Below are 13,715 nucleotides of genomic sequence, written 5' to 3' on the forward strand. Positions count from 1 at the left end.
TCACTCAATTTAGCCATTGTCGACGTTTTCGACTTGCTCCACTGGCGAAGATACCGCAGAGCAGAGCCAATAGCGCTACCCCGGCGCCAATGACGAACCATTGTTGCTGGTCGGTCAGCAGGCGCGGCAGGGGACTGCTGGCCTGGGCTTCCTTGAGTTGCAGCTTCAATCGCTGGTTCTCCTGGCGCAACCGGGCCAGCAGCGGGCTTTCGCGTTCGCTATCGGCAGTTTGCAATTGCTTGTTCAGTTCTTCCCGTTGCCGTTCGCTTTCTTTCAAGCGTTGCTGTAACTCGGTGATCTGGCTGCCGGCGCTCAAGGAAAACGGCGTCGAATTACCGCCCTCGACACTTTCCTCACCGTGGGCAGGCGCCCCGATCGACAACGTGACCAACATCAGGCACAACGGACCCTTGCGCATGGCGACTCCTGGTTCCAATACGAGTATTGGGGAAGTTGTCGGCCGGCAAACGAGAATAATGAGCGATTGAGAACGCGATGAACCGATATGGTTCACCGCGTGGGGCAGTTGAAAGAAGAAAGTTACGGAAGGACTTGCTTGAACGGTTTGACCAGAACGTTGGCGTAGACGCCCGCGGCGATGTACGGATCGGCGTCGGCCCAGGCCTGGGCGGCGCTCAGGGAGTCGAATTCGGCAACGATCAGGCTGCCGCTGAAACCCGCCGCGCCCGGATCATTGCTGTCGATCGCCGGGTGTGGGCCGGCCAATACGATGCGACCTTCGCCTTTGAGCACTTGCAGGCGCTCCAGGTGTGCGGGCCGTGCGGCCAGGCGGGCTTCCAGGGAGTTGGCGACGTCTGTGGCAATGATTGCGTAAAGCATGTCAGTCCTCGGTTTTTGGCGTTGTGGTGTCGGCATCGTGCAGATGGCGGGACAGGTAAATGCCCTGGCCGACCAGGAACAGCAGAGTCATGCCCAGGCTGCCGAAGACCTTGAAGTCGACCCAGTAGCTCTGGAAGGTGAACGCGACAAACAGGTTGGCGGCACCGCAAAACAGGAAGAAGGCGATCCAGGCGATGTTCAGGCGCGTCCAGACCGGCTCCGGCAGGGTCAGCGCGTGGCCCATGATGCGCTTGATCAGCAGGCTGTCACCGACGAAGTGGCTGCCGATGAACGCCAGGGCGAACAGCCAGTTGACCACCGGGGCCTTCCATTTCAGGAACGTCTCGCTGTGGAACGCGAGCGTCAGGCTGCCGAAGACCAGGCAGGCGATCAGGGTCAGCCACTGGCTCTTCTCCAGCTTGCGCTGCTTGATGAACAGTGTGCCGTAGACCACCAGGGAACTGACGATCAGCATTGCGGTGGCGCTGTAAATACCGCCTACAGTGAACTCATGACCGGCGATGTCGACAACCCGTGGGTCGATTTTGAAGACGATGAAAAACAGCAGGAGCGGGATGAAATCGATGAATTGTTTCACAGTGGCAGCCAGAAGCAGGATGTGGCGGCATAATAACAAACATATGGGCGCGCGATAGCGCCAGCTGATTTGAGGTTACAAAGCCCTGTGAATGTTGATTTGCACTGCCATAGCACGGCCTCCGATGGCGCCCTGGCGCCTGCGGTTCTGGTGGCGCGGGCGTTCGAGAAAGGCGTGCGAGTCCTGGCCTTGACCGATCACGACACCCTCGAGGGCCTCGACGAGGCCCGGCACGCGGCTACCGCGCTGGGGATGCAACTGGTCAACGGCGTCGAATTGTCCTGCACCTGGGGCGGCGCGACCATTCATGTCCTGGGCTACGGTTTTGACGTGAATGCCGCGCCGTTGGTCGAGGCCATCGCCAGATTGCATGATGGCCGCTGGCTACGCTCCGAGGAAATCAGCCGCAAACTGGCGCTCAAAGGCATGCCAGGGGCGCTGGATGGCGCTCGGGAGATCCAGCAGGAGCTGGGCGACAGCGGTAACGCGCCGGCCCGCCCGCATTTCGCCGACTGGATGGTGCGTGAAGGTTTCGTCAAGGACCGCGCCGAGGCGTTTCGCAAATGGCTGGGTGCCGGCAAGCTGGGCGACGTCAAGCAACACTGGCCGACTTTGGAGGACACCGTCGAAACCCTGCGCGCGGCCAAGGCCTGGGTCAGTCTGGCACACCCATGGCACTATGAATTCACACGCAGCAAGCGCCGTCGTCTGATTGCCGACTATATTCAAGCGGGGGGCCACGCCATCGAAGTGGTCAATGGTTACCAGCCTGCCGAGCAAGTGGGCAGCCTGGCCATCCTGGCCCGCGAGTTCGGTCTGCTGGTCAGCGCCGGCAGTGATTTTCATGGCCCTGGAGGCTGGTCGGAGATCGGTGAATACCGGCCGCTCCCGGAGGATCTGCCGCCGCTATGGTGTCGATTCAAACATGACCCAGTTATTGCCGCCGTCTGAACAGGTAGAGAATGTGAGTCAATTTTTCCAGATTCATCCGGAAAACCCGCAGGCGCGCCTGATCAAACAGGCTGTCGAAATCATCCGCAAGGGCGGGGTGGTGATTTATCCCACGGACTCCTCCTACGCCATAGGTTGCCAGATCGGCGACAAGGTGGCCGTGGAGCGCGTTCGACGCCTGCGACAGCTGGATGAGAAGCACAACTTCGCACTGATCTGCAGCGACCTGTCGCAACTAGGCCTGTTCGCCAAGATCGACACCGGCACGTTCCGCATTCTCAAAGCCCATCTGCCGGGGCCCTATACCTTCATTCTCAACGCCACCCGCGAAGTGCCGCGGCTGTTGTTGCACCCGAAGAAACGTACCATCGGCCTGCGCGTGCCGAGCCACCCGATTGCCCTGGCGCTGCTGGCTGAACTGGGTGAACCGTTGATGAGCGTGACCCTGATCATGCCCGGCGATGAAGACCCGTTGACCGATCCGCACGAAATGCGCCAGTTGCTTGAACACCAGGTCGATCTGATCATCGATGGCGGCTTCGGCGGGATCAAGGCGTCCACGGTGATCAGCCTTGCCGACGGCGAGCCGGAAGTCATTCGCGTTGGTTGCGGCGACCCTGCGCCGTTCATGGTCGAGGCCTAGATGTCTGCAGTAGAACCCGTCGACAGTCAGGCCGGGGCCCAGCAAGAGCTGCCTTTCGCCATGGTCTATGGCCAGGCGGTCATGGAAATGCCGCTGGACCTGTACATCCCGCCGGATGCCCTCGAGGTCTTTCTTGAGGCGTTCGAAGGCCCGCTCGACCTGCTGCTGTACCTGATCCGCAAACAGAACATCAACATTCTCGACATCCCTGTGGCGGAGATCACTCGCCAGTACATGGGCTACGTCGAGTTGATGCAGTCGGTGCGCCTGGAACTGGCCGCCGAGTATTTGGTGATGGCCGCGATGCTGGCCGAGATCAAGTCGCGGATGCTGCTGCCACGGGCCGAAACCGTCGAAGACGAAGAGGACGACCCCCGCGCCGAACTGATCCGCCGCTTGCAGGAGTATGAACGCTTCAAGGCCGCGGCCGAAGGCATCGATGGCCTGAGCCGCGTCGGTCGTGATGTGGTGGTGCCCAAGCTGGACGCCCCTGAAGCCCGGGCACGCAAGCTGTTGCCGGACGTGCGCTTGTCAGAGCTGCTGTTGTCCATGGCCGAAGTCTTGCGCCGTGGCGACATGTTTGAAAGCCACCAGGTCAGCCGCGAGGCGTTGTCGACCCGCGAACGCATGAGTGATGTGCTGGAACGCCTCAAGGGCGGCGGGTTCGTGCCGTTTGTCGAGCTGTTCACCGCTGAAGAAGGGCGCCTGGGGGTGGTGGTGACCTTTATGGCGATCCTTGAATTGGTCAAGGAATCCCTGGTCGAGCTGGTGCAGAATGAGCCATTTGCCGCGATCCACGTGCGAGCCCGAGCCGAATAACGAGTCGAAACATGAACCTGACTGAACCCCGTGATCTGGCACCCTTGCTTGAAGCCTTTCTGTTGGCCTCGGGAAAGCCGCAATCTTTGGAAAGCCTGTTCGAACTCTTCGAGGAGGGTGAGCGCCCGGAACCACCGGTCTTCAAGAAGGCCCTGACGATTCTCGCCAAGTCCTGCGATGGCCGCGCCTTTGAATTGAAGGAAGTGGCCTCGGGGTATCGCCTGCAGATTCGCGAGAAGTTTGCGCCGTGGGTCGGGCGCCTGTGGGAAGAGCGCCCGCAGCGTTACTCTCGGGCGATGCTGGAAACCATGGCGCTGATTGCCTATCGCCAGCCGATCACCCGTGGCGAAATCGAAGACGTGCGGGGCGTGGCGGTCAACAGCAACATCGTCAAGACCTTGATGGAGCGCGAGTGGATCCGCATCGTCGGCTACCGCGACGTGCCCGGTAAACCGGCGATGTTCGCCACCACCAAGGCGTTCCTCGACCACTTCAACCTGAAGAACCTCGACGACCTGCCGCCGCTGGCGGAACTGCGCGAGCTGGAACCGGACCCGGTGCTCGACTTCGACGACGCCCCCGTACCCGCCGGGTTGCAAGAGTTGGCCGATGCCAGCGCCGAGCCGGAAGAACCCAAGGAAGAAACCAGTTTCCACACGCTGTTGCTGGAACTGGACAGCATGGAGGAGGGGATCAAGACCGACTTCGACGATTTGCTGCGTGATGGTGCGCTGCCTGAGTTCGATCCGGAACAGTCGGTCATCGAGCCAGAAGTCGAAGCGGCACAACCCGAGCCTGGGCCGGAAGGCGAGCCTGAGCCGGAGACTGAGCCGGAGCAGGACGACGATATCCTCGGCGTTGCCGAAGCCCGGGAAAAACTCCTGGCCGCCGTTGCCGCCCTTGAACAGCCGAAACCCGAGCCGGAGCTGTCGGACGAAGAGGCCGAAGCCCAGGCCCTGGCTGAAGCCATCGAAGCCGAACGCCGCCAATTCGAAGATTGATACGATTCTTGAGAGCTGTGAAGATCCATTGTGGGAGCGGGCTTGCTCGCGAAGAGGGCGTGTCAGACGACATCTTTGTTGGCTGACCTGACGCATTCGCGAGCAAGTCGGATCGCCGCACCGCCGCTCCCACAGGGGGATTGTGTTCATAGCAAAACAGCGAACCACCGGTCGGCGGAAAAACAAATAACCTTGCCTTGATCAGCTAGTCTCTGATGCGCAAACGCCCTCATGCGCGTATGATTCGCGACCCTTCGGCGATCCCTTCGCCCAAGTACCCAGTTTTCAGACCACACCGGGAGGTGCCCAGATGAGTATCAAAGACCAGCAAGACGACCAGCCAATCGGCCCAGCAGGCGAAAAACTGCAGAAAGTCCTCGCCCGTATCGGCGTCGGCTCGCGCCGTGACGTGGAAGCCTGGATCAGCCACGGCCGCATCAAGGTCAACGGTAAAGACGCCACCCTTGGCCAGCGCGTCGACATGCACGACGCTATCACCATCGATGGCAAGGTGATCAAGCGCGAAGAGGCCGCCGAGTCGGTGCGTCGCGTGATCATGTACAACAAGCCCGACGGCGAGATCTGCACCCGTGTCGACCCGGAAGGCCGTCCGACCGTGTTCGACAAGATGCCGCGCCCTAAAGAGGGACGCTGGATCAACATCGGTCGTCTGGACATCAACACCACCGGTTTGCTGATGTTCACCACCGACGGTGAACTGGCCAACCGCCTGATGCACCCTTCCTACGAAATGGACCGTGAATACGCGGTACGTGTGCGCGGCGAAGTCGATGACGAAATGATCGAGCGCCTGAAGGCTGGTGTTGTCCTCGAAGACGGCCCGGCAAAGTTCACCGACATCAAGCAGGCGCCAGGCGGTGAAGGTTTCAACCACTGGTATCACTGCGTGGTGATGGAAGGTCGCAACCGCGAAGTTCGTCGCCTGTGGGAATCCCAGGGCCTGGTGGTCAGCCGTCTGAAGCGCGTGCGTTTCGGTCCGGTGTTCCTCAACTCCGACCTGCCGATGGGCCGCTGGCGCGAAATGAGCCAGTACGAAGTCGACATCCTGAGTGCCGAGGTTGGCCTGACGCCGGTCGCGATGCCGCAGATGAACGCCAAGAGCAAGGACAAGCTTGACCGGATGCAGCGCAAATCGTCGCGTCCAATGGCCAAGACCGAGCGCGTGCGTACCCTGCGTCCAGCCGCTGGGGCTCCTGCCGCTCCTGTTGCTCCACGGGCAAGCCGTGAGCCGCAGATCGAAGGCGAGCGCCCAGGGCGCAAGCCAGCCGCCCGCCAGGACGGCGAACGCGGGCCGCGCACGCCCCGTCCGGCCAATGGCCGTACCGAGCGGGGCGAAGGTCGTGGTACGCCGGTAGCCGATCGCCCGGCCGACACCAAGCGCCCGGCCAAGCCAGCGCCGAAGCGTCCGGGGATCAAACTGGTCGACGGCGATACCCCATCGGGCAATCGCCGTGGCGCACCGGCCGGTTCGGGCCAGCGTCCAGGCTTTGGTCGTCGCAAGCCTGAGTAATCGGTAAGCGCTTCATAAAAAAACGCCAACCTTCGGGTTGGCGTTTTTTTTGGGTCAGGCTTCAGTGGTGAGGTGTTTTCAATGGCCTCTTTGCGGGCAAGCCTGCTCCCACAGGGGGGGGCGGAGTTGTTTGGTCGAAATGCGATCCATTGTGGGAGCGGGCTTGCCCGCGAAGACGATAGCGGCAACACCACACTCTCCCGAATGGAAACCCGATGTTACGGCCTGTAAAGAAATCCTGACAAAAATCACGGATTAACCCCGTGGAATCGCCATTCCCCGAATGCCGTAAGAAAACGCTTACGCAACAGCGTCTTCCTTCCTCCTTCCAGCCCTCTGGCCCGCTTGTTTCACTGCTCCATGCAGGGTGTTATGCGCGCCATGCCTGTCGTGCAGGTGCATAACAAAAAGGAGGCGCAATGAACGCCGTATTCCATCTCCATCTCTCTGCGAGGGGCGGTTTTCCTGCCTTTCCCGTCGATGATCCGCAAGGGTCTGACCCATTTTTTGCAGCCGCCCGAGCCTCTCGGGGCGGACACAGGCAATCCCGGCCATAGACACGCTTGTCCAGCGGGTCTGGCAGCAGGGGGTTACAGGTGTACAATGCGCCGCGTTTTACCTGTGACCTCCTGCGCATCTGCGCAAACCTCAAGGCTATCCGCCTTGTTCACTCCGTCGCGTCACGAGCGTGTCGGGTTCGATTTCGTCACAGATAAAAACAAACAGGTGACGCATGACCGTTGTAATTACGCTGAACTCCTGGTGCCTGCGCTGGGGTTTGATCGGTGCCGCTTAACGCCTTTCTTGAGCAGCAACGTCTACTGAACATCATCAAACCTTGCGTGAGACCCTTTTCATGAGTGGACAAAACCCGCAATCAGGCGAGCTGAAACGCGGCCTGAAAAATCGCCACATTCAATTGATCGCCCTCGGTGGCGCGATCGGTACCGGCTTGTTCCTCGGTTCGGCCGGGGTACTGAAATCCGCCGGTCCGTCGATGATCCTCGGCTACGCCATCTGCGGCTTCATCGCCTTCATGATCATGCGCCAACTGGGTGAAATGATCGTCGAGGACCCGGTGGCCGGTTCCTTCAGCCACTTCGCGCACAAGTACTGGGGCGGCTTTGCCGGCTTCCTGTCGGGCTGGAACTGCTGGATCCTGTACATTCTGGTGGGCATGTCGGAGCTGACCGCGGTCGGCAAATACATCCACTACTGGGCACCGGACATCCCGACCTGGGCCTCCGCAGCTGCCTTCTTCGTGCTGATCAACGCCATCAACCTGGCCAACGTCAAAGTGTTCGGCGAGGCTGAGTTCTGGTTCGCGATCATCAAGGTCGTGGCGATCGTCGGCATGATTGCCCTGGGCAGCTACCTGCTGGTCAGCGGTAATGGCGGCCCGCATGCAGCGGTCAGCAACCTGTGGTCCCACGGTGGCTTCTTCCCGAACGGCGTCAGCGGTCTGGTGATGGCCATGGCGTTCATCATGTTTTCCTTCGGTGGCCTGGAAATGCTCGGTTTCACCGCTGCCGAAGCCGACAAGCCGAAAACCGTGATCCCGAAAGCCATCAACCAGGTGATCTACCGGATCCTGATTTTCTACATCGGTGCCCTGGTGATCCTGCTGTCGTTGACGCCGTGGGACAGCTTGCTGACCACCCTGAACGCCTCCGGTGATTCCTATAGCGGCAGCCCGTTCGTGCAAGTGTTCTCGATGCTGGGCAGCAACACCGCCGCGCACATCCTCAACTTCGTGGTCCTGACCGCGGCGTTGTCGGTGTACAACAGCGGCACCTACTGCAACAGCCGCATGCTGCTGGGCATGGCCGAGCAGGGCGACGCGCCGAAGGGCCTGGCGAAGATCGACAAGCGCGGCGTGCCAGTGCGTTCGATCCTGGCCTCGGCCGCCGTGACCCTGATCGCGGTACTGCTGAACTACCTGATCCCGCAGAACGCGCTGGAACTGCTGATGTCGTTGGTGGTTGCTACCTTGGTGATCAACTGGGCGATGATCAGCTACTCGCACTTCAAGTTCCGCCAGCACATGAACAAGACCAAACAGACGCCGCTGTTCAAGGCTCTGTGGTACCCGTACGGCAACTACATCTGCCTGGCGTTCGTAGTGTTCGTCCTTGGCGTGATGCTGTTGATTCCGGGGATCCAGACATCGGTGTATGCGATTCCGGTGTGGCTGGTGTTCATGTGGGTCTGCTACGGCATCAAGAACAAGCGCAGTGCGCAACATGCATTGCAGGCAGCAATGAAGTAACTCAGTCGCAGAAACAACGAACCCGGCCAAGTGCCGGGTTTGTTGTTTCTGAGCCATGCGCAACGTAGGAGCTGCCGAAGGCTGCGATCTTTTGATCCTTGCTTTGAAAAGAAAAGTCAAAAGATCGCAGCCTTCGGCAGCTCCTACAGGGTTCGATCGGCAGTCAGTCCATCATTCGCGGTATCCTGCACGTTCTGAATACGGACGCTTTTCCATGCTGGTGATTTCCAACAACGTGCAGCTGCCGGATGCCGAGATCGAGTTGACGGCCATTCGCGCCCAGGGCGCCGGTGGGCAGAATGTCAACAAGGTCTCAAGTGCCGTGCACCTGCGCTTCGACATACCTGCGTCGTCCTTGCCCGAGTTCTACAAGGAACGGCTGCTGGCGCTGCGCGACAGCCGCATCACCAGCGACGGTGTGTTGATCATCAAGGCCCAGCAGTACCGGACGCAGGAGCAGAACCGCGCCGATGCGCTGTTGCGGCTGACCGAGTTGATCCAGAGTGCCACCAAGGTCGAGAAAAAGCGTCGCCCGACCAAGCCGACCCTCGGCTCGAAGACCCGCCGACTCGAGTCAAAGTCCAAGCGTGGCAACATCAAGGCCGGACGTGGCAAGGTCGATTTCTAGCGGGCGTCCCGCGCTTCGCGTTGCTTCGGTGCCTGTCGGTACAGGTAAAGGCTCAGCAGCAAACCGCTGAGTGCAGCGAGGGCGGCGAACAGGAAGATCGATGCAAAACCAAATCCTGCCGCAATCGCACCGGCGAGCGGTCCGGTGATCCCCAGCGACAAGTCGATGAACAGCGAATAGGCGCCGACGGCTGCGCCTCGGCTGGATGCGGGGACAAGGTTGACCGCCTCCACGCCCAGTGCCGGAAATACCAGGGAAAAGCCGAAGCCGCTTAGCGCCGCGCCCGCCAGAGCCCAATGGGCATCCGGTGCCAACCACAGCAACAGCAATCCCAGGGTTTCCACTGACAGGCAGGCAATGGCCACGCGAAAGCCGCCGAGGCGGTTGATCAGGTTGCCGAACAGCAGGCGCGCGCCGATGAAGCTGGCGCCGAACAGGCTCAGGCACAGCACCGCGTTGTCCCAGTGTTGAGTGGCGTAATACAGGGTGATGAAGGTGGCGATTGTGCCAAAACCGATGGAGCCCAGGGCCAGGCCGCAGCCGTGGGGGAAAACCCGCCCGAGTACGTGCATGAACGGCAGGCGCTCACCGGCAACGATCGGCGCGGCTGTTTTCGGCCAGGCCAGCAGCAGACCGAGCACGGCCAGCAAAACAATGCTCACCCCCATGCTCCACAAACCCAGTTGATGGACGAGCAATACGCCCAGGGGCGCGCCGACAGCCAGTGCGCCATAGCTGGCGATACCGTTCCAGGAGATGACCTTGGCCGTGTTCGCCGCGCCGACCCGGCCGATGCCCCAGCCAATCGAGCCCGAGCCCACCAGGCTTTCGGCACTGCCGAGTACCAGGCGGCCGATCAACAGGCAGATCAGGCTCAAGGTCGGCAGGCTCTGGGTCCAGGCCGAGAGCAACATGAACACCCCGCTCAAGCCGCAACCGGCCAGGCCATACATCACAGCCAGCTTGCTGCCCTTGTTGTCGATGATCTTCCCGGCATAGGGGCGGCTGAGCAGGGTGGCCAGGTATTGCACGCTGATCACCAGCCCCGCGATCACCGCGCCGAAGCCCAGGTCGCTGTGGACGTAACCGGGCAATACGGCCAGGGGGATGCCGATGTTCAGGTAGCCGATGAAGGTGAAAAGGACGATGGAGACAACTTGCAGCGTGACCGCCAGGGGGCGCTGGTTTTCGGGCATGGGTAAAGGTCCACGGTAAAGCAGGATAGATAGGCTGCTTATGATAGCGGTGTGGACGGTCACAGGTCGTGAAAAAGTAAAACTATTTGCCGGGCGGCGTCATTCAGGTTTGGCGGGAGCGACCAATTGCGTGGTGACCAGGGCGGCCAGCGCATTTTCCTGGGTGCCGAAGCGGGCGAGCAAGGTGGCTTGTTTCTCGGGGGAGAGGCGGTTCCAGATCTCGATCATTTTCTCGGCGGTGCCGATCAGGACGCTGGCCTGCGCTTCACTGAATTCATCGGTCATGGTCAGGCTCATTTCAGGCAGTGTGGAAAGCGCATGGTAGCGCTTTCCACACGGTCTGTGCGGCGGGTGTTTCAGTCTTCTCTGTCAGCCTGGCGGCTGTCAGTGGCTTCTTTCGGCTCGGGCTGTTGGGCTCCGGCTTGCTGCGTGGTCGTCTGCTCAGGTTCGTGCAGGCTTGGGAAGGGGAGATTAGGAATCTCGTGCATGGTTGCGCTCCTCGCTAAGTCTGTTGATAGATCTGGTAGATCCGCGCTTTTTAAAAAGCTTGGGCAGGATACAGCACTGAAAATGACAAACGGACTTTTATATCCATTTGTTTCGACGGATGGGATTGTCTAGACATGACTGGAGGAGGGGGCAACACACAGCAAAATATGGGAGCGGCGGTGCGACGATTCGACTTGCTCGCGAAAGCGTTTTAACAGCCAGCATTTAAGTCGACTGATCCGCCGCTTTCGCGAGCAAGCCCGCTCCCACAAGGGTCATGCGCAGACTTTGGCAATCGCCTCGGCCAGCAGATCCAGGCGCGTGGCATCAATCCCCGCCACGTTGGCCCGGCCCGAACTGACCATGTACACGCTGTGATGATCCCGCAGGTTCTTCACTTGCTCAGGCGACAGGCCGGTGTAGGAGAACATCCCGCGTTGCATGCCAATGTGCGCAAAACGCTCGCGCAAACCGTGAGGCTCCAGTGCTTCCACCAGACCGCTGCGCAGTTGGGCGATACGCAGGCGCATGGCTTCCACTTCGTCAGCCCAGAGGTTTTTCAACTCTGTGTCACCGAGGATGGTCGCGACCACGGCAGCGCCGTGATCCGGCGGCGTCGACCACAGGTTGCGGGCGATGTTGGCCAGCTGGCTGCGGATGTCGGTGAGCTTGTCGGCGGTTTTCGCGCAGACAATCAGCGCGCCGGTACGGTCGCGGTACAGGCCGAAGTTCTTCGAGCACGAACTGGTGATCAACAGTTCCGGCAACTCGGCGGCGAACAACCGGGTCGACCAGGCATCCTGTTCCAGCCCGTCGCCGAATCCTTGATAGGCGAAGTCGATCAGTGGCAGCAGTTCGCGCTTGCGTACGACCTCCAGCACCCGCTGCCAGTCATCCCGGGACAGGTCGAAACCGGTCGGGTTGTGGCAGCAGGCGTGCAGCAACACCACGTCACCCTTGGGCGCTTCATTGAGCGCCGCCAGCATGCCGTCGACATCGAGACGGTTGTCACTGCCCACGTACGGGTAGTGGCTGACCTTGACCTTGGCTGCCGCGAAAATCGTTTCGTGGATTGGCCAGGTCGGGTTGCTCAACCATACGCCGCGCCCCGGCAGGCATTGGGCGATGAAGTCCGCGCTCAGGCGCAAAGCCCCGGTGCCGCCCGGCGTCTGGGTGGCGCCGGCGCGTTGTGCGCTGATCAGTTTCGAGTCGGCACCCAGCACCAGCTCATTGATCGCTTTGCCGAACGCCGGTTCGCCGTGACCACCGATGTAGGTCTTGGTGGACTGGCGATCCACCAGGCGCTGCTCGGCCAGCTTCACCGACTGGAGAATCGGCGTCAGGCCCTGGGCGTCCTTGTAGACCCCCACGCCCAGATCGAACTTGCGCGGATTCGGGTCCTGCGCATAGGCCTCCATCAGGCCCAGGATCGGGTCGCCAGGCACTCGACCGATGGCGTCGAAATGCATTACTTGCGCCCCTCGGCATTCTTCGCCACTTCGTCAGTGCGCGCGGCCATGATGAAGTCGTTGCGGTGCAGGCCCTTGATCGAGTGGCTCCACCAGGTCACGGTCACTTTGCCCCACTCGGTCAGCAGGCCTGGGTGGTGGCCTTCGGCCTCGGAGATTTCACCGACGGCGTTGGTGAACGCCAGGGCGTGCTTGAAGTTCTTGAACAGGAAGACCTTTTCCAGCTGCATGATGCTGTCGCGTACTTCGATGTTCCAGTCCGGGATCTGCTTGATCAGGATCGGCAATTCTTCGTCGCTGACTTGTGGGGCGTCGGCGCGGCAGGCTTCGCAATGGGCTTGAGTTAATGCGGTCATGATGTGTTCCTGAAATCGAATGTTGGAAAATCGGCCCTCAGTGCTACCACGCTAATCCAAAGCGATGGTTTCTGACAGGCTCACTTGATTTTAAAAGCGGCGGATCACGCGGCTTTTGGTTTTGGCGGAAATTTCGGTGCGTGCAGACCCATCTGCATCGCTTGCTTGACCATGCCCATGATGTCTTCATGAGCGAGGTCGAACAGACGCTTGAGATTTGGCAATGCGAAGTACACTGGCTGCAGGATGTCGATGCGGTAGGGCGTGCGCATGCATTCCAGCGGATCGAACGCCTGATGCTCAGGCTCGTCCGACAGGCAATACACGGTCTCTTTCGGAGAAGACAGAATGCCGCCGCCGTAGATGCGCTGGCCTTGCGGGGTGTCGACCAGACCGAACTCGATGGTCATCCAGTACAGGCGCGCCAGGTACACGCGTTCTTCCTTGGTCGCCTCGAGGCCGAGCTTGCCGTAGGTGTGGGTGAATTCAGCGAACCACGGGTTGGTCAGCAGCGGGCAGTGACCGAAGATCTCGTGGAAAATGTCCGGCTCTTGCAGGTAGTCCAGTTCTTCGCGGGTGCGAATAAAGGTCGCCACTGGAAACTGCTTGCTGGCCAGCAATTCGAAAAAGGTCTGGAAGGGAATCAGTGCGGGAACCCGGGCAACCTGCCAGCCGGTGGTTTCACCGAGGACCTTGTTGATTTCGCCGAGTTGAGGAATGCGGTCGTGGGGCAGTCCGAGTTTTTCGATACCGTCCAGGTACTCCTGGCACGCACGCCCTTCGATCACTTTCAGTTGACGGGTGATCAGCGTGTTCCACACCGCGTGTTCTTCGGCGGGGTAGTCGATAAAACCTTGCGCATCGGGCTCGCGAGCCACGTATTGCGTCTGCTTCATGCTGCTCTCCTGCTAGGGGATTTCGTTCT

16 protein-coding genes are annotated in these 13,715 nt (G+C 60.5%); 7 read left to right on the plus strand and 9 right to left on the minus strand.

The annotated features are described in order from the left end of the window. Positions 1-4 precede the first annotated feature (4 nt). From ACM6IT_RS09950 to ACM6IT_RS09960, 3 genes are all read right to left on the minus strand, one after another. Positions 5-418, minus strand: coding sequence for a hypothetical protein (locus tag ACM6IT_RS09950; protein WP_056721478.1), 414 nt, complete (start codon positions 416-418; stop codon positions 5-7). Between the two features lie 122 nt (positions 419-540). Then, entirely contained in the window at positions 541-840 is a 300-nt protein-coding gene (locus ACM6IT_RS09955) for a YciI family protein (RefSeq protein ID WP_056721480.1), read from the minus strand. A gap of 1 nt (position 841) precedes the next feature. Further along, the gene (locus tag ACM6IT_RS09960; RefSeq protein WP_056721482.1) at positions 842-1,438 is read right to left on the minus strand and encodes a septation protein A; all 597 of its coding nucleotides are present in this window, start codon (positions 1,436-1,438) and stop codon (positions 842-844) included. Positions 1,439-1,525: 87 nt separating this feature from the next. Between ACM6IT_RS09960 and ACM6IT_RS09965 the strand changes: the two genes are divergently transcribed. From ACM6IT_RS09965 to arfB, 7 genes are all read left to right on the plus strand, one after another. Continuing rightward, a complete protein-coding gene (locus ACM6IT_RS09965) occupies positions 1,526-2,389 on the plus strand; it encodes a PHP domain-containing protein (RefSeq protein ID WP_056721484.1) in 864 nt (287 codons plus the stop codon). A gap of 13 nt (positions 2,390-2,402) precedes the next feature. Then, positions 2,403-3,032: an L-threonylcarbamoyladenylate synthase gene (locus ACM6IT_RS09970; RefSeq protein ID WP_156385711.1), complete on the plus strand. Its 630-nt coding sequence runs from the start codon at positions 2,403-2,405 to the stop codon at positions 3,030-3,032. A 60-nt stretch (positions 3,033-3,092) separates the two neighbouring features. Continuing rightward, entirely contained in the window at positions 3,093-3,851 is a 759-nt protein-coding gene (locus tag ACM6IT_RS09975; protein ID WP_173862173.1) for a segregation and condensation protein A, read from the plus strand. Positions 3,852-3,862: 11 nt separating this feature from the next. Next, entirely contained in the window at positions 3,863-4,852 is a 990-nt protein-coding gene (gene scpB / locus ACM6IT_RS09980; protein ID WP_414917906.1) for an SMC-Scp complex subunit ScpB, read from the plus strand. 310 nt (positions 4,853-5,162) lie between these two features. Then, positions 5,163-6,383 carry a 23S rRNA pseudouridine(2605) synthase RluB gene (rluB, locus tag ACM6IT_RS09985; protein ID WP_414917907.1) on the plus strand — a complete coding sequence of 407 codons (1,221 nt, stop codon included), beginning with the start codon at positions 5,163-5,165 and terminating at the stop codon, positions 6,381-6,383. A gap of 856 nt (positions 6,384-7,239) precedes the next feature. Continuing rightward, entirely contained in the window at positions 7,240-8,652 is a 1,413-nt protein-coding gene (locus tag ACM6IT_RS09990; RefSeq protein ID WP_414917908.1) for an amino acid permease, read from the plus strand. 214 nt (positions 8,653-8,866) lie between these two features. After that, positions 8,867-9,280 (plus strand): alternative ribosome rescue aminoacyl-tRNA hydrolase ArfB, encoded by a 414-nt coding sequence (gene arfB, locus ACM6IT_RS09995; RefSeq protein ID WP_056721500.1) that lies wholly within the window; start codon positions 8,867-8,869, stop codon positions 9,278-9,280. Here the strand turns inward: arfB and ACM6IT_RS10000 are convergent. From ACM6IT_RS10000 to phhA, 6 genes are all read right to left on the minus strand, one after another. Beyond that, a complete protein-coding gene (locus tag ACM6IT_RS10000) occupies positions 9,277-10,476 on the minus strand; it encodes an MFS transporter (RefSeq protein WP_056721502.1) in 1,200 nt (399 codons plus the stop codon). The genes arfB and ACM6IT_RS10000 overlap by 4 nt on opposite strands. A 99-nt stretch (positions 10,477-10,575) precedes the next feature. Further along, positions 10,576-10,761: a hypothetical protein gene (locus ACM6IT_RS10005; RefSeq protein ID WP_046037768.1), complete on the minus strand. Its 186-nt coding sequence runs from the start codon at positions 10,759-10,761 to the stop codon at positions 10,576-10,578. 71 nt (positions 10,762-10,832) lie between these two features. Then, positions 10,833-10,964: a hypothetical protein gene (locus ACM6IT_RS10010; RefSeq protein ID WP_256220589.1), complete on the minus strand. Its 132-nt coding sequence runs from the start codon at positions 10,962-10,964 to the stop codon at positions 10,833-10,835. Between the two features lie 276 nt (positions 10,965-11,240). Beyond that, entirely contained in the window at positions 11,241-12,434 is a 1,194-nt protein-coding gene (locus ACM6IT_RS10015) for an amino acid aminotransferase (RefSeq protein ID WP_414913082.1), read from the minus strand. Further along, positions 12,434-12,790: a 4a-hydroxytetrahydrobiopterin dehydratase gene (locus ACM6IT_RS10020; protein ID WP_056721506.1), complete on the minus strand. Its 357-nt coding sequence runs from the start codon at positions 12,788-12,790 to the stop codon at positions 12,434-12,436. Before ACM6IT_RS10020 ends, ACM6IT_RS10015 begins: the two co-directional genes overlap by 1 nt. 104 nt (positions 12,791-12,894) lie before the next feature. After that, positions 12,895-13,686 (minus strand): phenylalanine 4-monooxygenase, encoded by a 792-nt coding sequence (gene phhA, locus ACM6IT_RS10025; RefSeq protein ID WP_056721507.1) that lies wholly within the window; start codon positions 13,684-13,686, stop codon positions 12,895-12,897. Positions 13,687-13,715 lie beyond the last annotated feature (29 nt).

This window comes from Pseudomonas sp. IT-P4 (assembly GCF_949767755.1).
In the GTDB taxonomy this organism is placed as follows: Bacteria; Pseudomonadota; Gammaproteobacteria; order Pseudomonadales; family Pseudomonadaceae; genus Aquipseudomonas; species Aquipseudomonas monachiensis.

What these genes read in the sequence shown, in the direction of transcription:
- ACM6IT_RS09950 (WP_056721478.1), bottom strand. Translation starts at nt 418, where the DNA reads ATGCGCAAGGGTCCGTTGTGCCTGATGTTGGTCACGTTGTCGATCGGG.
- ACM6IT_RS09955 (WP_056721480.1), bottom strand. Translation starts at nt 840, where the DNA reads ATGCTTTACGCAATCATTGCCACAGACGTCGCCAACTCCCTGGAAGCC.
- ACM6IT_RS09975 (WP_173862173.1), top strand. Translation starts at nt 3,093, where the DNA reads ATGGTCTATGGCCAGGCGGTCATGGAAATGCCGCTGGACCTGTACATC.
- scpB (WP_414917906.1), top strand. Translation starts at nt 3,863, where the DNA reads ATGAACCTGACTGAACCCCGTGATCTGGCACCCTTGCTTGAAGCCTTT.
- rluB (WP_414917907.1), top strand. Translation starts at nt 5,163, where the DNA reads ATGAGTATCAAAGACCAGCAAGACGACCAGCCAATCGGCCCAGCAGGC.
- ACM6IT_RS09990 (WP_414917908.1), top strand. Translation starts at nt 7,240, where the DNA reads ATGAGTGGACAAAACCCGCAATCAGGCGAGCTGAAACGCGGCCTGAAA.
- arfB (WP_056721500.1), top strand. Translation starts at nt 8,867, where the DNA reads ATGCTGGTGATTTCCAACAACGTGCAGCTGCCGGATGCCGAGATCGAG.
- ACM6IT_RS10000 (WP_056721502.1), bottom strand. Translation starts at nt 10,476, where the DNA reads ATGCCCGAAAACCAGCGCCCCCTGGCGGTCACGCTGCAAGTTGTCTCC.
- ACM6IT_RS10005 (WP_046037768.1), bottom strand. Translation starts at nt 10,761, where the DNA reads ATGACCGATGAATTCAGTGAAGCGCAGGCCAGCGTCCTGATCGGCACC.
- ACM6IT_RS10010 (WP_256220589.1), bottom strand. Translation starts at nt 10,964, where the DNA reads ATGCACGAGATTCCTAATCTCCCCTTCCCAAGCCTGCACGAACCTGAG.
- ACM6IT_RS10015 (WP_414913082.1), bottom strand. Translation starts at nt 12,434, where the DNA reads ATGCATTTCGACGCCATCGGTCGAGTGCCTGGCGACCCGATCCTGGGC.
- ACM6IT_RS10020 (WP_056721506.1), bottom strand. Translation starts at nt 12,790, where the DNA reads ATGACCGCATTAACTCAAGCCCATTGCGAAGCCTGCCGCGCCGACGCC.
- phhA (WP_056721507.1), bottom strand. Translation starts at nt 13,686, where the DNA reads ATGAAGCAGACGCAATACGTGGCTCGCGAGCCCGATGCGCAAGGTTTT.